The organism is Pseudoalteromonas holothuriae (assembly GCF_945859825.1).
Classification (GTDB): Bacteria; Pseudomonadota; Gammaproteobacteria; order Enterobacterales; family Alteromonadaceae; genus Pseudoalteromonas; species Pseudoalteromonas holothuriae.
The window spans coordinates 137,536-159,570 of record NZ_CAMAPC010000003.1; the positions used below are offsets into that span (position 1 = coordinate 137,536).

The 22,035-nt window shown below is 41.3% G+C and carries 15 protein-coding genes; 7 read left to right on the plus strand and 8 right to left on the minus strand.

The window, feature by feature from the left end; all coding sequences use genetic code 11:
- Positions 1-52: 52 nt before the first annotated feature.
- Positions 53-910 (plus strand): EamA family transporter, encoded by an 858-nt coding sequence (locus tag OCI93_RS04950; protein WP_261625894.1) that lies wholly within the window; start codon positions 53-55, stop codon positions 908-910.
- 51 nt (positions 911-961) lie between these two features.
- Here the strand turns inward: OCI93_RS04950 and OCI93_RS04955 are convergent, their stop codons facing one another.
- Together OCI93_RS04955 and OCI93_RS04960 are read right to left on the minus strand one after the other, a co-directional pair.
- On the minus strand, positions 962-1,918 hold the full coding sequence (locus OCI93_RS04955; RefSeq protein ID WP_261625895.1) for a S41 family peptidase: 957 nt from the start codon (positions 1,916-1,918) through the stop codon (positions 962-964).
- A gap of 460 nt (positions 1,919-2,378) precedes the next feature.
- Positions 2,379-4,871 (minus strand): alpha/beta hydrolase family protein, encoded by a 2,493-nt coding sequence (locus OCI93_RS04960; RefSeq protein WP_261625896.1) that lies wholly within the window; start codon positions 4,869-4,871, stop codon positions 2,379-2,381.
- A 300-nt stretch (positions 4,872-5,171) separates the two neighbouring features.
- Between OCI93_RS04960 and OCI93_RS04965 the strand changes: the two genes are divergently transcribed.
- Positions 5,172-6,407: a glycosyltransferase gene (locus OCI93_RS04965; RefSeq protein ID WP_261591330.1), complete on the plus strand. Its 1,236-nt coding sequence runs from the start codon at positions 5,172-5,174 to the stop codon at positions 6,405-6,407.
- A 123-nt stretch (positions 6,408-6,530) separates the two neighbouring features.
- Positions 6,531-7,757, plus strand: a complete 1,227-nt coding sequence (locus tag OCI93_RS04970) for a threonine/serine exporter family protein (protein ID WP_261625897.1) — start codon at positions 6,531-6,533, stop codon at positions 7,755-7,757.
- Between the two features lie 373 nt (positions 7,758-8,130).
- Here the strand turns inward: OCI93_RS04970 and OCI93_RS04975 are convergent, their stop codons facing one another.
- The 5 genes from OCI93_RS04975 to OCI93_RS04995 all read right to left on the minus strand — a co-directional run bounded on the left by OCI93_RS04975 (position 8,131) and on the right by OCI93_RS04995 (position 15,433).
- The gene (locus OCI93_RS04975) at positions 8,131-8,517 is read right to left on the minus strand and encodes a hypothetical protein (protein ID WP_261591328.1); all 387 of its coding nucleotides are present in this window, start codon (positions 8,515-8,517) and stop codon (positions 8,131-8,133) included.
- Positions 8,510-11,377 carry a reprolysin-like metallopeptidase gene (locus OCI93_RS04980; RefSeq protein ID WP_261625898.1) on the minus strand — a complete coding sequence of 956 codons (2,868 nt, stop codon included), beginning with the start codon at positions 11,375-11,377 and terminating at the stop codon, positions 8,510-8,512. The genes OCI93_RS04975 and OCI93_RS04980 overlap by 8 nt, the downstream gene beginning before the upstream one ends.
- A 174-nt stretch (positions 11,378-11,551) precedes the next feature.
- Complete coding sequence (locus OCI93_RS04985) at positions 11,552-13,045, minus strand: alpha,alpha-trehalase (protein ID WP_261625899.1); 1,494 nt, start codon at positions 13,043-13,045, stop codon at positions 11,552-11,554.
- Positions 13,046-13,054: 9 nt separating this feature from the next.
- Entirely contained in the window at positions 13,055-14,317 is a 1,263-nt protein-coding gene (locus tag OCI93_RS04990; RefSeq protein ID WP_261591325.1) for an MFS transporter, read from the minus strand.
- Between the two features lie 108 nt (positions 14,318-14,425).
- Positions 14,426-15,433, minus strand: a complete 1,008-nt coding sequence (locus tag OCI93_RS04995) for a LacI family DNA-binding transcriptional regulator (RefSeq protein WP_261625900.1) — start codon at positions 15,431-15,433, stop codon at positions 14,426-14,428.
- Positions 15,434-15,719: 286 nt separating this feature from the next.
- Here OCI93_RS04995 and OCI93_RS05000 point away from each other — a divergent pair, with 286 nt between their 5' ends.
- From OCI93_RS05000 to OCI93_RS05015, 4 genes are all read left to right on the plus strand, one after another.
- On the plus strand, positions 15,720-17,969 hold the full coding sequence (locus OCI93_RS05000) for a TonB-dependent receptor (RefSeq protein WP_261591323.1): 2,250 nt from the start codon (positions 15,720-15,722) through the stop codon (positions 17,967-17,969).
- Positions 17,970-18,352: 383 nt separating this feature from the next.
- Entirely contained in the window at positions 18,353-18,850 is a 498-nt protein-coding gene (locus tag OCI93_RS05005) for an MgtC/SapB family protein (RefSeq protein ID WP_261591322.1), read from the plus strand.
- Positions 18,837-19,304, plus strand: a complete 468-nt coding sequence (soxR, locus tag OCI93_RS05010; protein WP_261591321.1) for a redox-sensitive transcriptional activator SoxR — start codon at positions 18,837-18,839, stop codon at positions 19,302-19,304. Before OCI93_RS05005 ends, soxR begins: the two co-directional genes overlap by 14 nt.
- 122 nt (positions 19,305-19,426) lie before the next feature.
- The gene (locus tag OCI93_RS05015; protein WP_261625901.1) at positions 19,427-21,592 is read left to right on the plus strand and encodes a cation:dicarboxylate symporter family transporter; all 2,166 of its coding nucleotides are present in this window, start codon (positions 19,427-19,429) and stop codon (positions 21,590-21,592) included.
- Here OCI93_RS05015 and OCI93_RS05020 read toward each other — a convergent pair.
- Positions 21,578-21,979, minus strand: coding sequence for a DUF1294 domain-containing protein (locus OCI93_RS05020; RefSeq protein WP_261591319.1), 402 nt, complete (start codon positions 21,977-21,979; stop codon positions 21,578-21,580). The genes OCI93_RS05015 and OCI93_RS05020 overlap by 15 nt on opposite strands.
- Between the last annotated feature and the right edge of the window lie 56 nt (positions 21,980-22,035).

Here is a 22,035-nt window from a genome sequence, read left to right on the forward strand (position 1 = left end):
ACCTTTAAACTAGCCGCCTTTTGTATAACCAGCTTAAGTGAGAATAAATGGCATGAAGCTAGCTAATAGAGACTTTTTGTTTGCTGTACTGTGTTTGTTGATTGCAATGATTACCATTCAATCAGGTGCTTCTATCGCTAAACAACTATTTCCACATATTGGCCCTGAAGGTACTACTGCTTATCGACTTGGCTTTTCTGCGCTCATTTTGTGCTTAGTATTTCAGCCATGGCGACACATTCCTGCAAATAAAACACCTATTTTAATTTATGGCTTATGCCTAGGTGGCATGAATATCACCTTTTACTATGCTATTGAACGTATTCCACTGGGTATTGGTGTAGCGTTAGAATTTACGGGACCATTAGCGGTGGCATTGTTTGCTTCAAAACGAAAACGTGATTACATTTGGGTCTTATTTGCACTGCTTGGCATCATATTACTTTTGCCTGATATGAGTGCCAATGACGGACTAGACCCTATTGGGGTTGCATTAGCATTAATTGCAGGCGCATGCTGGGCTGGGTATATTTTATTTGGCAAGAAAACAGGCAATCAAGGTTCTGGAGGTGCAACGGTTGCACTGGGTATGAGTGTCGCAGCCATCGCAGTTGTGCCGCTGGGTGTTGCTTCTCAAGGCACTGCACTCCTAAACTGGGAGCTTATTCCGCTGGGTATAATGATTGGTGTTTTGTCCAGCGCATTGCCTTATAGTCTAGAAATGGTTGCGCTACGTAACATGCCCGCACAGGGCTTTAGCATTATGATGAGCCTAGAACCTGCAATTGCTGCTGTCGCAGGACTAATCATTTTAGGTGAACTGTTGAGCATATGGCAGTGGCTGGCTATCCTTATGGTGATCATTGCTTCTGTGGGTAGTTCTATATCAAGTGGGAAAGCAAGCCAATAACGTTAGCAAATTGCTGCGACACCAATATGCCACAGCAATGGATATAACTTGTTAATTAGCAAGTGCCCACGCCAGCGCTTGATCTTTTCCTATAACGATATCAGGCTTTACGCCTACTTGTTCCCAGTTTGTTTTAGTAACTGGGTTAACCGGACGCATCAAGGGTAATCGCAACACCAACCAATCGTTTACCTGACGTACGCCCGTTGCATGGGCTAGCCCTTGCGTTTTCACTCCAACTATCCGAGCACGATTTAAGTACTTTAATGTATAGGTAAAGAACTCTGCAGCACTTATCACCTTTTCACTCGTTAAAATTGTGATAGGTATGTCTTGCAACCGAGGTTCAGCTGTAACCATGTAACTATCTACACGATAAACCAGTTTATCTCTGTCATAAAGATCCCAAAGATGAGTCTTATCTTTAACGAAGTGACTAATTATATGCGCCACTAACTCCATTGAGCCGCCAGTGCACTCGCGCAGATCAATAATTAACCTAGAGGTGCTGCTCAAAAAATTAAGCGCATAGTTCGCTACTTGCTTCGCTTGTGCATCAGGGTGAAACTTATTAAATTTCAAATAACCGATATTCCCGGGTAATATTGTTGCCTGTTCAAAAGCAAAATTATTAATACGTTTCTCATCATGCTCTTGCAAAATGTGTGTAACCTTTTTGTCACTTCGCATTGGGGTTAAGCCCAAATGACCATCTTTACTTTTAATGCGCAAAAATTCACCGACTTTCTCAATAAACAGCTTTTTACTGTTTATATGGCTGAATTGGCCTTGCTTTTGCGCATCTAAAAGCGCGTATGTAACATGCTCGCCTACCTTAGGTAATACATAACCTTCAGCTATCAAATCAGCGATTTTTTCAATAGCAGCTGAGCGCTCTTCACTGACAAGTTTATCAGCTGAAAAAGCCGTCTCGGCATGGCCAAATGAAGCGATTATTAGACACACAATACACAGTATCATGCTTATAATTGATTGAGTTGTTCTCATTAGATTTCCTTTAATTTGTAATTAATTGAGTTAATTGAATTAAGATACAAATTAAAGTGATAATGAGTGAGCTGTTTGGCGGATGAGTATATTGGAGTCTCGCCATAAAGACACCTTAAGCTTACTCGGAGGGTGACAGAGACAATACCAAGGAAGCAGTTTAAAAAACAATAATGACTTATAAGGCAAGTACCTGATACACAACAGCGCAAATATAAAAACTAAAATAAACAAGGGTTTGCTTTGTAGTTCATGCAAAAATAACTGAGCATTACTGGCTAATCGTGGCTGAACCAGCTCTTTTTCATTATCAATCTGTGTATGCAAAACCTTTATTTGGACAACAACGTTACCATCTAATTGGCTTGTAGAGGTTAATAGCCAACCGCATAAAATTAGTGCTGAGGCAATTCCCAGCACTAAAACGAGTTTTGCGAATAACCTGCTCCACACCATGTTATTAATTCAGACCTGTGCTTGGCTGAACATTATTGAGTTCATCAGGACTTTGTTGCTGCTGTGGAGCTTGCTCAATTAATTTCTGAGCAAACAAATAGCGCTCTAGCCATTGTTCTTGCTCCCACAACACATGCAAAATACTTTCGCGCGCTTTATAACCGTGCTCTTCATTGGGTAGCATTACCAAACGAGCTTGCTTACCTAAGCCTTTTAAAGCTGCATACATGCGCTCAGACTGCATAGGGAAAGTACCCGAGTTTGGATCATTTTGACCATGTATCATCAGCATGGGTTCATTGATTTTATCAGCATGAAAAAATGGCGACATACTGGCATAAACAGATTGAGCTTGCCAAAAGTCTCGCTCTTCGCCTTGAAAGCCAAAGGGCGTTAGACTGCGATTGTAGGCACCACTTCGAGCAATGCCCGCAACAAACAAATCTGAGTGTGCCAATAAATTTGCCACCATAAACGCACCATACGAATGCCCGGCTATTGCAATTTTACTTTTATCTGCAACCCCTTTTTCAACCAGCACATCAACAGCGGCTTTGGCGCTTGCAACAAGTTGCTTTCTAAAACTATCATTGGGTAATGTACGCCCCTCACCCACAATCGGCATTTTAGGGTCGTCAAACACAGCAATACCTTTTGCCAAATAGGGCATGGGGCCCCAATATCCAAAATAAGAAAATTCATAAGGCGATTCTCGAACCTGAGAAGCAACGCTTTTATCTTTATATTCAAGTGGGTAAGCCCACATCAGCACAGGAATTGGGCCTTGTGTTACATCGTAACCAGCGGGTAAATATAAATTACCAGTTAGCTCAACGCCGTCATCTCGCATATATTTGAGCTGCTCTTTTTTAACGCCCTCAAATTCAGGATAAGGATGAGTAAAGCGGGTTAACTGAGTGACAGTATCAAAATTTAAATCACGAATAAAAAAGTTGGGTTGCTCAGTTTTCGATTCACGAATAGTGACAAAACGCATGCCTTCATCATCTAATAGCCCTTTTATTTGTTCATAATAAGGCGCTTGTGACTGCCAAATACGTGTTTGGCTATTTGTTTTAATATCGTAGCGGTCTAAAAACGGTCGACTTCCCTCACTTGATGCGCCTTTGCCATGCAAAAACAAATAACGATCACCCACTAATTTGAGCACTTTAGAGCCCAAATCACTACGTGTATAAACAAACCTACCCGGATTTTTGTAGGCATCGTTATAACTTCGCTGCGAAAATACCACACGATTGTTATCTGCGGCGCGCGGAGTGATCACCGAGGTACGGACGCTGCGGTCACTAAATCGCCACTCGCTGAGCAAAGCAACTTCATCATTTGCCCATGCGATTGATGTAAAACGATTTTCAACTTTAGCAAACAGCTCTGGGGCTCTCTTAAAAGGCGCACTAATTGAATACAAATAATCATGATGTGCCACCTCATTTTTCATATCTCCATTGTCTTGAGCATGCGCCCAAACAACCGTTGCGCCATCGTCCGCTCGCCATTGAAACTCTCGCGGCCCGGTTCGCACACTATCAAAGCCTTGTGGAATATTATCAGCAAGAGGCTGCCTTGCTAGCTCATATAAAGCAAACCCCGTCATGCCCCACACCTGCCAAACACTGGCAAATCGCTCATATGGCACCTGATAAGAAAATGGCTGTGCAATCATGCCAACAATCAAACTAGTCGAATCTGGCGATACGCTAAATGACTTAATTAAAGTAGGTTTACCAATTGCTTTTGCTGAGGTGTTGAGGGGTATTTTTGCCAACTGGCCTTGTGCAAAGAATTTAAATTCAGCTTCATCAAATGGGCTTTTCAATAAATTTTGATAGGTTCTGGCTGGCGCTTTTTCACCAGTACTTTGCTGGATGATAGGGAGCATAGATTGACCTTTAGGCTGCAAAAACGGCTGTGTGTGATTGACCGCAAAATTAACCACTATCGCTTTGCTATCTGGTAACCATTCATAAGGTACTTCTGTGACAACGCCATTAAGCGTTGATTGAGTTAGTTGCCTCGTTTTACGTGCTTTAATATCATACACCCAAAGCGTTGCACCATTATCTTGCTCTAAAATAAAACTTAAGAATTGACTGTTGGACGACCACTTTACAGCACGTAATACACCATTACTTGGAATGCCTTCTGGGCGCACAACAGACCCAGTATCAATATGTTTAAACTCTAACGATACATAAGTATATCGAGATTTACGCATAAATGTGTTTGGATTAAATTTGATACCTGCCAGTGCTTTTTCTGCGCGATTCAACTCATTTAAAGGCACTACTGTTTTACGCTCTAATAAAGCGAGCCATTTACCATCATGACTCAAAATACTTGTTGGAATAAGCTTAGCATCCACAAGCTTGGTCAGTGCCGGTGAGGGTATTTGATAACCAGCTGATTGCTCTGCATTACCAAGCATTGGCATTACCAAAAGGATAATGATTCCTAACAGCATAATGTGCTTCATTATTTTGTCGTCCTAACTGAATTTTAGCCGAATTAATTAACGCTACATAGTATACTTAAATATCAAAAAATTCAGCTTCTTTGACTTTTTTAGCGAAAGTAAACACTTTTTCAGCTCGCCAGTTTACGTTAGAATAGAGCTTTGAACCGCTGCCTTGATAAATAGCCCCTTCAAAGAAGCTAAAACAGATAAAGCAGGCTGCACTCTAGCAAATGCCCAGTTTATTCAATGAGAACTTTTATTTTCAACAGTCTTAAGTACACAGGTGGATGTGTCTTAGTAAATTAGAGAATCATCATCGTGTGTAAAAAAATTTTAGTGATTGGTTTCGTTTGGCCTGAACCTAACTCTTCTGCCGCAGGTAGTCATATGATGTCACTGTTGCGATTTTTCAAAGGCCAACAATGGAAAATAGAGTTTGCCAGCCCAGCTCAACCGACCGAGCATATGGTCAACTTATCAGAGCATGGTATTACCAGTCAAAGTATTCAATTAAATTGCTCAAGCTTTGATGATTACATACAAACCTTACAGCCTGATATTGTGATGTTCGACCGCTTTATGATGGAGGAGCAATTTGGTTGGCGCGTAGATAAATATGCACCTCATGCTTTGAAGATATTAGATACTGAAGACTTACAATGCTTGCGTAATGCACGTCATGAAGCCCATCGAGCTAAACGCGAACTAAGCCAAGCCGATTTGCACTCCGATCTTGCTAAGCGTGAAGTTGCCGCCATTTTGCGCTGTGATATCAGTCTTATTATTTCGAGCCATGAAATGGACTTGCTCACTAATACTTACAAAGTCGACCCTGCTCTGCTACATCATTTACCATTTATGGTTAACCTAGAGAAATTACCAAATCACGTCCCTTGTTTTGAAAAACGCCAACATTTTATGACGATTGGTAACTTTCGCCATGCCCCAAACTGGGATGCAGTCTTATATTTACAAGAAATTTGGCCTTTGATACGCAAACAACTGCCTCATGCTCAATTGCATATTTACGGCTCATACCCACCACCAAAAGCGACAGCATTATCAAACCCAAAAACCGGCTTTTATATAAAAGGTTGGACTGAAGATGCACTGGAAGTAATGAAAAATGCCAGAGTATGCCTTGCGCCGCTGCGATTTGGTGCTGGTATAAAAGGTAAACTGCTTGAGGCAATGATCACTAAAACGCCTAGTGTAACAACGGATATAGGTGCAGAAGGTATGCATTTAAATTTACCATGGCCTGGCCACATTGCTAATGACGCACAAAGCTTTGCTGATGCAGCAATAGAGCTTTACCGCAATCAGCAAACATATGCGCAAGCTCAATACGCAGCAGAAAAAGTCTTAAATACTGTTTACAATAAGCCCATTCTTGAACAACGACTACTACAAAGACTCGTAAATATAATCAATAACCTACACTCCCACAGACAAGATAATTTTATGGGTCAAATGCTCAAACACCACACTATGCGCAGCACACAATATATGGCGCAGTGGATTGCAGCAAAAAATGTCAATAAAAGTCATTAAATAGCCTAGACTTTGCAATGAAAGCGATTAGAATGCGCAACAATTCCGATCGCTACATTTATCACCTACTGTCGTTTTGGTTAGTAGGTATATGGCCATTATTTAATTTTAGGTTTCACGCAGTTGAACACAGCCACTTTCACCCAAAAGCGCAAGTTTCTTGTTAAGCTTGGTAAGATGTTACATAAATATGGTACGCCCGCCTACCGGCTAGAGGCGCACCTTATGGAAGTAGCAACGCACTTAGACTTAAAGTCGTCGTTCGTCATGTCGCCTACCTCAGTTACCTTTGTGATATGGACAGAAGGACATGAAGAAGAATATACCCATGTAGCGCGTGTCGACCCGGGCGATCACGATTTAGGCTCGTTAGCAGATACCGATGATGTAGTTAATAAAGTGCTATTAGGCGAACTAACCATTGAGCAAGCTGACGCTGACTTAGATGTTATTAGTGAGCAAAAAGCACCATACAGTAAACTCATGACAGGGTTTGCATTTGCCGTCTCCGGTGCTGCTTTTGCGATGCTAATGGGCACGAGCTGGAATGACGTATTGTGGTCTGGTTTACTGTCTATTTTGGTATTTATGTTTGTACTTTGGTCAGCACGCTCTAAACGAGTTACCCACATGCTAGAACCATTAGTAGCAATCGCTGCAGCCATTGGAGCATGTGCAGTCAGTAGCTATGTTGACCCAAGTATTAATATTCGCTTGGTTATTTTATCCGCCATTATTGTATTTATTCCTGGCCTTGCTTTGGCATTGGCATTTGCTGAGCTTTCATCTCGACATTTAGTATCTGGTACCGCTCGCGTGATGGATGCGCTAATGCTGTTGTTTAAGCTGTATTTTGGCGCTTTTTTAGGTATTAGCATTGGTTTTTCATTGTTTGGTATTACAGATTTCGTGCAACCTACGCCGCTACCAAAATGGACAGCTTGGTTGGCAATTTTGTTATTATGTAACAGTCTGATCATAATTTTTAGAACCAAGCTAAAACATGCCAGCTGGTCTATCGCTTCAGGGTTTATAGCTTATGCTGCAAGCATTAGTGCCGCCATGTACTTTGACTATTCAATTGGTGCATTTGTGGGCGCTTTTGCAGTGGGTGTATTTAGTAATTTGTTCAATCGAATTGTTAATGCTCCAGCGTCTATTGTCGCTATGCAAGGCTTAATCGTACTAGTACCAGGCTCTAAAACTTACATAGGTTTAAACTCACTGATTGAAGGACAAAGTTTTGTTCATGCCGACCATATTGGTCAGCAGACCTTTTTAATTTTTATGTCTTTATTAGCGGGTTTAATATTTGCTAACGTCGCTTTGCCACCTAAAAAAGCACTTTAATTTTAAGGGAAAGGTATAATGCCTTTTCCACTATTTGTGCTCGTGCTTATAGTTTAACTCTGTGTGGTTTGCGACTCAATTTGCAGATGAGTATCAACTAACGCGGGGCTGCCTCTTGACTAAACCACCAAATCACTATTTTGAATACAAACAACCAGATTAATGCTGGTTGTTTGATTTCCTTGGAGCAGTTTAACTTTGAGGTATGAAATTTGTTGAGCTCAGCGAGTTGACGATTTATTCAGCGTTATTGGCCAAACTCATAGAGTAACTATTCTATGAGACCGCTCCGCAGCGGAGTAGCCACTGCGGAGCAGCACCTACTTTACTTAAACCATCAACTCAGTGCTGTAAAACCGTACTCCCTAGGGGCTTATGGTAAACACCTAGACTCCATACTCATATTGAACTTTGCAGCGAAGCCTTGAAGGCTCGCCATTTTTTCTCGCTCAGACTCATTACTTACAACGTCGTTTGACGCTGATACTAACCAAGTTTGGCAACCTGATTTTAAAATCAAAGGACCTTTTGACATACCAATTTTAGGATAAAAGTGACCTCGTCTATTAAGTGCTATCAACCCAAAGGTTTGAGCTTTCTCATGTGCTGCTATTACTTGCTCCACCGAGTTATCTATAAACCACTGCAAAGGTTGATTAGCATTTACCAACTGTGTCGGCTTACCACTTTTATCATCTACCATCGTTTTACAGCTTGTTAAAGCAAGCACAAAAAACAGACTCATAAACAAACTATGCATGCGAAATACCTCTCCCAACTCGCCTAATCAGCAACAAAGATAGAGATAACATATATATCCAGAATCCAAACGAGCCACCGCTGGAACCACTGTCTAGATCACTCGCAGGAGGTTGAGGTGTTGGAGGGGTTACCACTACAGGCGGCGGTGGAGTTACTACCACAGGCTGAGCTTGAACATCAATTGTTACTGTTGCTTGTGCCATTTCACCACTAGCATCTGTCAGCGTATAAACAATCAATTCTTGACCACTAAAGCCATCGGCTGACTGATAACTGATCATATTACCCGAAATGGTTGCTGTCCCTGTGCCTTCATAAAGTAACTCACCCAAAGACAAGGTATCACCATCAATATCGGTGTCGTTACTCAATACATCAAAGATTGTTGTGGCCCCTGATATTGCACTAACTGCATCATTATTTGCAAGTGGCGCATCATTGACAGGTGTGACTGTTATTTGTGCTGTAAAACTCGCACTTGCACCCAGTTGATCTGTGATTGTGACAGGCACTTGTAGCAATCCGTTATAGTTGTTATCTGGTCGCACTACATTAGCTTCTAAGCTGTAATTTTCGCCAGCTTCAACGGCTAAAGTAAACGTACTACTATCTACATCCACCACCTCAAATTGCGCAACACCCAAAGTAATACTTTCATCTTCATTAACCATCAAAGTTTGCTGTGCAATAACTTCAGGTGCATCATTAACGGCCGACACATTAACTTTTGCAGGGTAATTTGCCGTCGTAGTACCATCCGATAGGCTAATATTCACGCTAAGCTCTCCAACAAAATTACTTGCTGGCGTAATAACATTACCAACAAACGTATAATTACTACCAGCACTTACACTAAGGGTTAATTGCGAGCCTGCTTGCTGATTTACCACAGAAAACAGTGATGGAAGTAAAGTTAAACTGCTATCTTCGGCAACTGTAATGGTTTGTTGAGCAGTCACAGATAAGGTAGTTGCTAGGTCAAACTCTGTTGAAAGTGCATAAAAAACACTCGACGCACACTTTACCATCACTCGTGCTTTATTGTTTGAACTGCCCAACAAAGAAACCTGTTGCTGACCATCATTAGGTGTATTGGCCAATAAAATTGATGTCTGTGAAGCATCGCTGTTAGTTTGCATAATATCAACATTACTACAAGAAACAGGCGCTTGATTGGTATTAGCAATATTCCACATTACTGTGATGGTATTGTTCTCACCTGCGGTAGTGCTTTCATCTGGCGAAGTTATAGCAAAAGGCCCGGCCGCTGCCACTGTTGTTACACTTGCGGTATCAAAACTTACACCACCTTTACCATCTCTAACAACAAGCCTAAAGGTCATCGTTCTATCTGTCGTTGGGTATCCATCACCTTTGGTAACCTGTCCAGAAACCACATCGGCTAATAGCGGAAAATACCGTGTTGAAGATGAACTTGGTAAGTACGGCCTATACATTGGACCTTCACCATTATCTTTTAGATCAGTACTATTTGTGGTAGCAGCCCCCAAATCTAGCTGCTCCCAAGAATAAGAAAGTGTGTCGGTGCTATTTTCGTCAGTTGCGGAGCCTGTGAGCATAAAAGGTGTATTAATCGGTATGGTATGATCTGCCTTTGCATCAGCCACTGGTGCTTTATTACCTTGATCTTCAACCGTACCGCAGGTAGCTCCAGAACTTTGGCTAAGATGGGTATGTATTTCATCAATACTACGCGAGTGAAACATTGCAATTGAGTTAGATGCTAGATTTTCATCACCGCAGATACCAGCATACGCCATGATAGTAATGCCACTGCCTGGTTCATAGGCTGACTCTGCCACTCGCGTAGTGCATGAGGCATCAGAGCCGTTGTATGTATGGTTTGCACCAAATTGATGCCCCAACTCATGTGCAACATAATCGACATCAAAAGCATCACCTTGTGGCGTTGCTATCCCTGTCATACCAAGTGCCTTTGCACTTTCAGCACATATTACACCTAACGCAGCAAGGCCAGCACCAGAGGTCGCCATCAAATGCCCAACATCATAGTTACTGGTACCGATCAAGGTATCAATTTGACTTTGCACTTGCGATAATGTGTCATCTAGGTTGCCATTATCATAGGGGTCATTCTCAGTAAAAATTAAAATATCGTTGTTGGCAACCAACTCAAGTTTGACGGCTATATCTGTTTGATATATTTGGTTTACTCGATTAATAGTCGTAACAATACCGTTCAGCGCTTGGGTTTTACCCCCATAAAAAGAGGTATATTCATCGCTGGTGGTTACTGCCAACCTATAGGTGACTACTTCAACAGCTCCCCCATCACCAATGAGCGGCCCTCTACGATGGCCATCCCCAAGAGGCATGTTACTTTGCGACACCGTCAGTACTTCATCGTGCCATGGTAAATCATTAGTCGTTTTTTGATAGAGCTTATAATACCCCTCGCTAGGGTCTAAATACAAAACACGGTTATGAACTTGATAAAAAGCAAAAAAACCATTCGGACCGATATCGAAGCGCCCAGTATTATACCGAGCATCTACTTGATAACCTGAGAAGCTGCGGATCATTGGATACTTCGCCTGTAACTGTGGCGCCATAATAGAGTCATGCCGTATCACATAATCAACAAACCCCCCTTGACCATCTGGCATGCTAATGCGCAAGTTTTGGCGCTCGCTAGCAAGGGTCATTAAATCTGCTGTTACCTGTTTAATGTCAAGCTTGTATAATTGCAAATAGTCAGCTTGCTTTTGGTTTTGCAATTTAGCAGCAGCTTCTTGCCACTGCCAATTGTTGACATTATTCGCATAAGAATGAGTAGGGATAAAAAAGAGACACAAAAATAACAGAAATCGATTCATAGTAAGCTCCAAAAAAAGACGCTAAAGCTGATTATAGACGGGCCTTTTAACTTTGCTCATTTTTAAAATAAACTAATCACACTATAAATGTGTGAACGAACAGCATAGCTGTAGAAGCTCATTTGTTTCAAAAAAAGCAGCAACTGCTATTCCTTACCATTCAGTTGAATGAGCTTAACCAAATAAAGTGTGAAGTCGACTCGTGACGCCATTAGTCCAGCCAAAGCCTTGCTGTACTTGATATTCCCCACCTCCTGCCGTTTTTCTTGGTTCGCACACGTTATACTTCTCTAATAAGCACCCGCGTATCGCAAAGTCTTGCTCTAGCATAGTTAACCATCGATGAGCTATTTCTCGTGCCAAATCTAACTGACCATAATCACGCAAGCCACTAATTGCAAACCATTGTAAAGGTGCCCAGCCGTTGGGAGAGTCCCACTGCTGAGTTGTTTTGCTTAAACAACTCACTAAACCACCTGCGCGTAAAAATTCCTCCCGAAGCTTTTTGCCAATCAATTTAGCTTGATGATCACTAACTATTCCACTAAATAAAGGCACACAACCTGCCAAACTTAGCACCGAAGAAAGTTGTCCCTTTGTTAAATCGAAATCGCAAAACCACTGCTGGTGTTCACTCCAGAGCCATTTAACAATGGCTGATTTACGCGCACTAGCACGGTTTGCAAATACTTGTGCCTGGCTAATTTCATCAACCATAGTTAAGCAGTCGCTTAGCGTTTGCTCAAGCTCATAAAGCAATGCATTTAAATCAACAGGAATGCGGTTGGTCGTATTAATACTTAACAAGCGGCTCTCATCGTCAAGCCATCGAGCACTAAAATCCCAACCAGATTCACATGCAGCACGAATATTTCTAAAAAAATCTTCTCGCAAATTGGCTGGTAATTGCTGAGCATCGGCGATATCTTCAGCATAAGATTCCGGTCTAGGCTCTGCTTTATCGTCCCAGTAGCGATTAAGTTGCATACCATTGGCAAGCCTAACTACACGCCCATGGGCAGGTACTTTTTCACTTAAAAACGCCTCACCTTGGTGCCAAAATGCATGCTCATGTTGCATTGCTCGCGTCATGCGTTTAAGCCACTCAATATCAGACTTTTTGTATGGCATCAACAAATTAACCATTAACGCGAGTACCGGAGGTTGAGAGCGGCTTGTGTAATAAGAACGATTGCCATTTGGTACACAGCCAAAACGATCGATTAAGCTCACAAAGTTATCAACCATGGCCTCTATTAAGGCTATATTGCCGTTATCCTCAAGACCTAAGGCTGTAAAGTAGCTATCCCAGTAATAAATTTCATTAAAACGCCCACCAGGCACCACATAATCACGCTCTAGCACCAATAGTGAGTTGTTAGTCGTTTTAAAGCCTGAGCGCTGTAACTTTGGCCACAATGCTTGAATATACTCTTGCACTGTTTTTACGTTGCTCATTGCTTGCAATTCAGGCTGAGGAGCAAACAAAAAATGTTGCTCAATAAATTGCCTTAATGATTCATTAGTCATCGGTGTTGTTATTTGCTCATATGCCTGCTGCGCATTGGCCCAACTCACTTTAGGTATGGCATCGGCAAAGGTTTTACTATCGTGATAAAGGCCACTTAGCTGCACATCCTTAAACAAGGTACAGTATTCAAATTTCATGTTAATCTCTTAGGCACTAACCACTGGTGCAGGTGCGCTGCGTTGCTTGAATAAAAACACCGTAATAACGAGTAAAAAAAGCGGCCCTAAAGCACTGTAAAATGCATGTTGGCCACTAAAATGTTGAAAAATATAACCCGTTAAAATAGACCCTGTCGTACCACCTAATGCGGAAAAAATAACAATCATCCCAGTCATTGACGCGTGTTGGTGCTTTGCCAAACTACTTAAAATAACCGAGTTCAATACAGGGTAAATTGGTGCCATAAACAGACCTATCAACGGCATTAAATAGGCAGCTAATGGCGCATCAAAAATGGTACTTGCGGCTTGTTGCGGCACATTTTGTGTTAACGGCAAGGTAAGCAAAATAAGTATACCCATCGTAAACAAGCAAATGTTCAATAACACATACCAATGGCAATACTTTAAAGCCTGCCCAGCTAATAATCGGCCAATAGCTAAACTTGCTGCAAAAATACTTGTTAGCTGCACACTTACATCAACGGGTAAATGCAGGATTTGGTTATTAAAAGTGGGCAACCATGTGCCAACGCCTTGCTCAATTAATACATATAAAAATGCAGATATAATAAAAACCAAAACCAGTGGCTGATAACTAAGTTTAAGCATGGCAGTAAATTCGCTTACAACACTGCTATTTGATGGAACATGCTGTTTTTTGATAGGAGCCCATACAATAATGAGCAAGCACACCAAACTAAGTAACGCCAGAATGTAATAAACATTAAGCCACTCAATAGAAGTCGCCTCGCTCGTTATAAAAAAGCTAAATATCCAATAACCACTGAGCACACCAACCATAAACACCCCTTCAATGGTGTTTAATAAAGCCGAGTGTGACGAAGGTGAGTCAGTTAGTTGCCCAACAAGGGCATATACACTGATTTTTACCACCGCAAATGCACAGCCCACAATCGCAAATAATAGTTTAAATGCGTAAAACTGCCCCAATTGCGGCGTAACTAAACATATACATAACACCGCGGCTAACGCACCTAACAATGCTAGTTTATAACCAATTCGTGGGATCATCGATGCGATTAAAAAAGACATAAAAGCAATAGAGAGGTCTTTAAACCCTTCCAAACTTGCAGCTTGTGTTTTAGTAACAGCAAAGCTGTTTATTGACTGTAAAATTACAGTTCCCACGCTATTGAGCAAAACTGCAAATAAGAAGTAACAGGCCATCATAGCCAAAATAATACGCGCTCTCGATGCATTAGTTAGTGTATTAGTTGCATCCGTCATAAGCTGAACTCGTTAACTTGGAATACCACTCAGTCTAGCCTCACAAAAGTTATTTTGCAATCGTTTGCAATGCAGTTTAATCAAATTTTAATTATTAAAATTTCACTATCAACTAGATTGGCGACAGCACAACTCAATCGCAATTTCTTGAGATTCAACTTCTTCTTTATTTAATTGGGCAAGCAGTTTATCAACCAACATTTTTGCAGCCAAGTGGGTGTTTTGTTTAATCGTAGTGAGTGAGGGATGGCTTACATCTGCCATCGCAATATCATCAAAACCAACGAGGCGAACATCATTGGGCACACTAACATAACGCTCTTTAAGCGCTTTTAAAGCTCCTAGTGCGACCATATCACTACATGCAAATATACCGTCAAAATTAAGTCCCTTATCACGTAGCAACTGATTAATCGCGTTGTAAGCTGCGTGACTAGTAATATCTATTTTTATCGTTTGTGGCTTAGTAACTAGTCTTGAGTGGCCTATCGCAGTATTAAAACCCCGATAACGCTCGCTGATCTCTGCATGACCTGTGTCTCCTAAAAACAATAGCTTAGTTGCACCTTTAGCAATTAAATGTTCGGTTGCTTGTAAACCCCCAAGGTAATTATCACTGCCAACAATCGGGTACTCGCTGGGAGTTTTAGGATCGCCCCACACAACCAATGGTGCACCCAGCTTAGCAGCCAAATCAATTTGGCTTTGCTGCTTACCTTGACCCACGACTATCAAGCCATCAGCGCGTCGACCATCAATAAAATAACCATGCCAATCATCACCTGCCATGTAAGAATTAGAGAGTAAAAGTTCATACCCTTTTCGGTTAACTGCCTGATTTATATCACTAACAACTTTCAATAAAAATGGGTCATCAATAGACTGCTCTGTATTAGCCTCTAAATTAATCACAACCGCAATGACTTTAGTTTTTTGTAACCTTAAGCGACTAGCTGCTGTATTAAGGCTAAAATTGTGCGTCTTGGCGAGCTGCTGTACATGCTCTCTGGTTGTTTGTTTTATGACCGGGTTGTTATTAAGCGCACGCGATGCCGTTGAGGTTGATACCCCCGCAAGTTTTGCTAAGTCAGCTAATTTTAATTTTTTTTGCACCACAGCGAACCCTTTATCTAATATATAAAATACAAAACCCTTGAGAAAATAGCACATTACAAAACCACTCACGCTACTTTATTGTCATTATACCCAAAAGTACCAAAACAGGGCATTGATAAAAAGTTGCACAAAAATTATTGCAAACGTTTGCAATAACCTCTATTTTATTTTCAGCGCCATCTGCAAACTCTCCGGTGTTGGGTTACAAACATTGCGTAACGAGCGATGTTCTGGGAGTGGCGCAACTCAATAATATTAACCATATGACAACAAAAAGGGCTTACCCATGCGCAAACTCAAGCAATACTCGTTGCTCGCTTCAGCCATTGCTGCAATTTTGAGTAATCAAACGATAGCAAAAGACCATCAAAGCAAAAAACAAAAAGTCGAAACTATCGTCGTATCAGGTACCGCAGGCGGTCGCGGGATAAGAAAGATTGATGCCGGCTTTGCTGTAACCAATATCGACGCAGTAAAAATCGATAAACTCGCACCAAAGAGCACTGCAGACTTATTAAAAGCAGTACCAGGAGTTTGGGTAGAAAGTTCAGGTGGTGAGTCTGGTGCAAACGTGTTTGTGCGTGGTTTTCCCGGTGGTGGAGATGCCCCCTTCTTGACCGTGAGCTTACAAGGCTCACCTGTTTACCCTGCCCCTACGCTGTCATTTTTAGAGAATTCGTCAATTTTTCGTTTAGACGAAACCATCAGCATGATGGAAGCATTGCGAGGTGGCCCCAACCCTGTAGTAGCAAATGGTCAACCCGGCTTAACGACCAACTTTCAGCTTAAACGTGGTACTGAAAACACAGAAGGTACGTTCAAATACACAACCAGTGATTATGGCCTACAACGTCTTGACTCTGTAGTCAGTGGCGCGCTAAACGACGATTTATATTACATGATTGGCGGCTACATCAAGCGCTCTTCAGGTATTCGCGATGCTGGCTTTACATCTGAACGTGGTCAACAATTTACCATCAACCTAACTAAAGAGTTAGACAATGGCGAAATAAATTTATATACCAGACAAACTGACGATACTGGTGCTTGGTATCTCCCCACCCCCCTTAATATTGACGGGGTTGACGCTGAATATACACAACTAGGTACACTTAACCGCCAAGCAACGATTTATGCCGGAGATAGTGGGGAGGCAATGCAAATTGACTTAGGACAAGGCAGAGGCTGGAAAGGCCATGTATCAGGTGGTAGCATCAAACTAGAGCTAAACAATGGTTGGCACTTTATAGACCGTTTTAATTTAACTCAAGGGGATGCAAATACCTATGGACTTGTGCCAGCGGGCTCAGCCATGTTGTTATCCGCCATTGCTGACGACAGCAACAATGCTAAAGGCGCGGTGACTGGCACAACGTATTCAGCCAACACACCAGTGCAAAGCATGGGTCGCTGGGTTGTATTAAAAGACATAGAGTCTTTTACAAATGATTTAGCGTTTAGCAAAGCATTTGGCCAGCTAGAAAGCGCATTTGGTATATTCAGCGCATCTACATCGGCCAAAGATTGGTGGAGCTTAGGCAACGCAGCCTATTACGTATTAGCACCAGGTGGTGAAATGCTTGATGGTATTGCATGTAACTCAAGCGTGGCAGGGTGCGCATGGAATTACGACATCAACAGTACGGGGGATGCAAAAACCCTTGCGTTTTATACGACTCAAAGTTACAAGGCAAGCAATACGTTAACGATAGATATAGGGCTGCGCTCTGAGCGCCACGAAGTAAATTATTCCGTTGATGAAGACTTAAATAGCACGATTGATAAAATCGTTGATTACAGCCAAAGAAAAACATCTTGGACTATCGGAGCAGATTACAAACTAGCTGATGACATGGGGGTGTTTGCCCGTATCAACAAAGGTTACAAAATGCCTTACTTTGATGACTTTAGAGATAACTATGAAACTTACCAATCTGGTGATCCACTACTGAAAGAAGTAACCCAAACAGAGCTTGGCTATAAGTACATGAGCGACAATACTGATTTTTTCGCCACCGTATTCAGTAATCAAGTAAAAGGCGATACCTTTGTTCGCCAACCCGGTGCGCCTGCAGAGATTTTAACCAATGAGGCCTTAGGTTTAGAGCTTGATTACAACTACAATCACGGTTCAGGCTTATCAGTAAACTTAAATGCCACTTTGCAAGAGGCTGAAATTACACAAAGCCCAACCAATATCGGTAATGACAGTCAACGACAGCCTAGCTGGCAACTGCGTATTTCACCAAGCTATGACTTTGAGCTTGCTGGTATGTTTGCGACCGTTTACGGTACGTTTTCAGCGGTAGATGAGCGTTACGGTAACAATGAAAATACCGTTGTACTTGAAGGTTATGAGAAACTGGATGTTGGCTTAATCATAGAGCCTGCTGAAGGGATAAAGCTGCAATTAGCAGCTGATAACTTAACCGATGAACAGGGCATTACAGAGGGCGACCCTCGTAATGTAAATGCACCAAACGGGCGTTATATTATGCCCCGTAGTATTAAATTTAGTGTTAGTTACAGTTTTTAATTAATTAGAGTCTGTTTATCTTTGAGGTATGAATTTTGTTCAAATCAAAGGCTTTCATTACGCGAAATGAGCAATGCAGCATAATAGTTTATGTCAGTTGCGAATGACAAAGTAGTGGAAGCCTTTGGTTGAACCCTTTGGGTAGCGCCATTCGGATATTTTTTCTACGTTATCACCTGGCTTACATAGAATAACTATGGATGCAGGTTCTGCCTTGCCAAAATACCCGAATGATTACTGCAAAAACACACAGCAAAGTTCAACAGACCCTAGCCCTTGAACATAAACCCAGTTATTTTACTGGGTTTTTTGATGTTAATTAACTGTCATCATTGAACTATTTCTATTAAACTTATAATTTACAATACTATATTTTCATGTTTATGGACTTAGCAACTTTATTCAGTATTGCTCCTCTGCGTTGGCCTGACATTGGCGCTGCGATTTTAGCTGGCTCAATTGTTGGATTAGAGCGCCAGCTGCGCGCAAAGCCTGTTGGTATAAGAACCTCGTCATTAATTGTATTAGGCACATACGCGTTTATTATACTCTCAATTGAAGTGACTAATGCCGTCGCAGACCCATCAAGAATTATCGGCCAAGTTGTTACCGGCATTGGATTTTTAGGTGCAGGCGTAATGCTATCTAAAGAAGGGGTCGTAGTTGGTGTTACTTCGGCCGCAACTATTTGGATGCTCGCCGCAATAGGTGTCTCTATTGGTGTTGCAGGTCCTTTGGTTGCTATCAAATTGGCTGTAATTGTAGTGATAATTTTATATGGGGTCGATATTTTAGAGTCAAGCTTTACCAGCCTTACACGAGGCGTTCATGGCAAATATACTGGATGGAAACAAAGAGTTAAAAAAGATGTCAACAAATAACACTCAGCGACTGCAAGATGCAAACCTAACCCCCGGTTTTGTTGCCAAACGAAGTGATGTGAAAGTCTCCGCTTTACATTTTTATGAGCAAAAAGGGCTGATCCGTAGTTGGCGCAATAGTGGTAATCAACGTCGCTATAAACCGGATGTACTCAGACGCATTGCTGTCATAAAAGCGGCACAAAAGATGGGAGTAACTCTTGAAGAAATTAAACAAACACTGAGCACTTTGCCACAGAGTCGCACCCCTACAAAAGAAGACTGGGCCAAACTATCTCGTACATGGCAGCAGCAACTGGATATTAAAATTGCTTACATGCAAAAAATAAGAAACCAAGTTGATGGTTGCATAGGCTGTGGGTGCCTCTCTATGAAAAGCTGCCCTATGTATAACCCTGATGATGTACTGGGCAAATCAGGCAGTGGAGCACAGCTACTTGGCAAAGATTGGTAGCACTGTATAAACAAATACAATTACGAATATTCATTTACGAGTCAGGCAACGTGCGTATACTCCCCGCTCTTTTGTGTGTCTATTATTATTATATCTACTAACAAGCGAAGTAAATATCAACTATGAATACGCTGCTAGCATTTTTTAAAAGCCGCAATTGGATGTTGTGGGCCTTGATTTTAGGTATTGCAACGGGCCTTATTTTTGGTGAACGAGTGGCATTTTTACAACCAATTGGCACTGGTTTTGTCAAACTTATGCAAATCACCATATTTCCATACATCGTCGTGAGCTTAATTGTGGGATTAGGAAAGTTTAATCCAGATCAAGTGCGTAGTATTTTACTCAAGGCCGCAACCGTTATGATCTGTTTATGGGTTGTTGGGTTATTCGCCATTTGGTGTTTTACTTTTACCTTACCACAACATGATGCTGGGACGTTTTTCTCACCAACCTTAATTGCCCAGAACAGTGACATTAACTTTGCTCAGCAATATATTCCTGCAAACCCCTTTGCATCATTAGCTGAGGGTAATGTGCCAGCAATTGTCATTTTTTGTATCTCATTAGGCATGGCACTCATTGCTAACAAACGCAAAAATACCGTGTTAGAGTTTCTCGAAGTTATAGGTCAAGGTTTGACTGTTATATCAAAAAAAGTAATTGCTATCTTCCCTATTGGTATTTTTGCAATGACCGCCAGTACTGCTGGCACACTCAGTGTAGAACAATTGAATAACCTACAAGTATATTGGGTGCTGGTTTTGTGTTTAGGCCTATATCTGATGTTGGTTTTATTGCCTATGCTGGTGGCGGCATTGACGCCCATAAAGTACCGTGCGCTTATTATGGTAATGCGTAATGCTTGGATAACCGCATTTAGTACAGGTAATGTGTTTATTGTTTTACCAATCATAACAGAAGGTATCAAAGAGCACCTACGCAGCATAAAACAAAACAATGAACAAGCCGACCACATTGCTGAAGTATTAGTGCCTATCGCATATACATTCCCAAGTTTAGGTAAGCTCACAACCTTGATTTTTGTTATGTTTGCAGGATGGTTAACCGGTAACCCGGTGGGCCTATCTGACATTCCCAACGTCACGCTTTCCGCCATGCTCAGCTATTTTGCTAATGTACATTTAGCAATACCATTTATGCTAGATAGCTTGAAGATTCCTGCTGATAGCTACCAACTGTATTTATCAATGTCTGTTTTAACCGCTAAAGTGGTCTCACCCACAACGGTGGTTTATATCTTTGCATTTGTACTATTAAGTATTTTTTATTGTCGTGAGCAATTACACCTTAAACGCCTTCGTTCAGTGTATTATCTAACCTTACTTAGTGCATTGCTACCCGCTTTTATGCTAACCAGCTTTACCCTAAACAGCTATTTAGCCAAAAATACGCAAGCAGCCGATGAAATTATTGCCAATATGGTAATTGCCGAAAAAGTGCCTAATCATGTTTTAAGCTATGTACCAAAAGCTTATCAAAGTGGTGAACTATCTTTGACCAATATTGACGTTATTAAAAAACGTGACCTTTTGCGCATCGGTTACCTTGTTGATAACGTGCCTTTTAGTTACTTTAATCAAAATAATGAATTGGTTGGATTTGATGTTAGCTTAGCCCATCGCCTTGCTGCTGATCTCAATGTAAAGGTAGAGTTTATTCCTTTTAAAAAGCATCAATTAAGCGAGTACCTAAATAAAGGTTATTTTGATGTTGCGATGTCTGGATTAGAAATCAATGTATCTGACTTAACTAAAGTGCGCTTTAGCGACCAAGTATTGCTGCTTCAATTAGCTTTACTTGCACAAGATCACCAACTAGATAAGTTTACAACGCTAAACGACATAGAAAAGCAAAAGCTGACAATTGCACATGTTGAATATGCTCCTTTATTGACCAAAATTGCCAACAACAAGCCCAACATAATCTTCAAGCAACTTGCTAACCTGAAGGCTTATTTTGGTGAACCTGAAAAATATGATGCTTTGGTTATTAGTGCTGAAGCAGGGTTTGCTTGGAGTATGTTCTATCCGCAGTTTGGTGTTGTCGTCCCGCAAGGAGGCGTGAGTAAATATCCCACTGGTTTTGCAGTTGCAAAACGCAATTACGACTTACTTAATTATTTAAATGCGTGGTTAGATATCCAACATGCGAATGGGCAAATTGATGCAAACTACCGTTATTGGATCTTAGGCCAAGGAAGCCAAAAAGCAATTAAACGCTGGTCTGTTATTGATGAATATGCGCCTGAATTATTTAAACACTAACAAATAGCTAATAAAAACTAAAACCACCGTTTGTAAGGCGCTTAAAACACATAGCTTAGCGTTAAAGCGCCTTTTTTGATTCTTGTGGCGAAGCCATTTCTGCGTCACAAACATACTCATGTTAGCGCCCAACCATGAAACGCATAACAACGTAGTCTCGCTCACTCTACGTGCGCAGGCAATGGCTCTGTGCTTGTCTAGATAAAACAACCAAACAAAAATCACATTCATAGCAAATAAGTAACCAATACTCACCATGACAATCGCCATAAATACGGCAGCAAAGTAACAAGCAAGCCACATGATAAGCAACGTAATTAACAACCAATTACACCGAGATAGCGTATAGCTCAAAGCTAAAAAAATAACATTAACAGATACAGCCAAAACCGACCTAAAACACAATAAATATTAAGCTCATTTTATCGCAAAATGCATAGGGT

What these genes read in the sequence shown, in the direction of transcription:
- OCI93_RS04950 (WP_261625894.1), top strand. Translation starts at nt 53, where the DNA reads ATGAAGCTAGCTAATAGAGACTTTTTGTTTGCTGTACTGTGTTTGTTG.
- OCI93_RS04955 (WP_261625895.1), bottom strand. Translation starts at nt 1,918, where the DNA reads ATGAGAACAACTCAATCAATTATAAGCATGATACTGTGTATTGTGTGT.
- OCI93_RS04960 (WP_261625896.1), bottom strand. Translation starts at nt 4,871, where the DNA reads ATGAAGCACATTATGCTGTTAGGAATCATTATCCTTTTGGTAATGCCA.
- OCI93_RS04975 (WP_261591328.1), bottom strand. Translation starts at nt 8,517, where the DNA reads ATGCATAGTTTGTTTATGAGTCTGTTTTTTGTGCTTGCTTTAACAAGC.
- OCI93_RS04980 (WP_261625898.1), bottom strand. Translation starts at nt 11,377, where the DNA reads ATGAATCGATTTCTGTTATTTTTGTGTCTCTTTTTTATCCCTACTCAT.
- OCI93_RS04985 (WP_261625899.1), bottom strand. Translation starts at nt 13,045, where the DNA reads ATGAAATTTGAATACTGTACCTTGTTTAAGGATGTGCAGCTAAGTGGC.
- OCI93_RS04990 (WP_261591325.1), bottom strand. Translation starts at nt 14,317, where the DNA reads ATGACGGATGCAACTAATACACTAACTAATGCATCGAGAGCGCGTATT.
- OCI93_RS05000 (WP_261591323.1), top strand. Translation starts at nt 15,720, where the DNA reads ATGCGCAAACTCAAGCAATACTCGTTGCTCGCTTCAGCCATTGCTGCA.
- OCI93_RS05005 (WP_261591322.1), top strand. Translation starts at nt 18,353, where the DNA reads ATGGACTTAGCAACTTTATTCAGTATTGCTCCTCTGCGTTGGCCTGAC.
- soxR (WP_261591321.1), top strand. Translation starts at nt 18,837, where the DNA reads ATGTCAACAAATAACACTCAGCGACTGCAAGATGCAAACCTAACCCCC.
- OCI93_RS05015 (WP_261625901.1), top strand. Translation starts at nt 19,427, where the DNA reads ATGAATACGCTGCTAGCATTTTTTAAAAGCCGCAATTGGATGTTGTGG.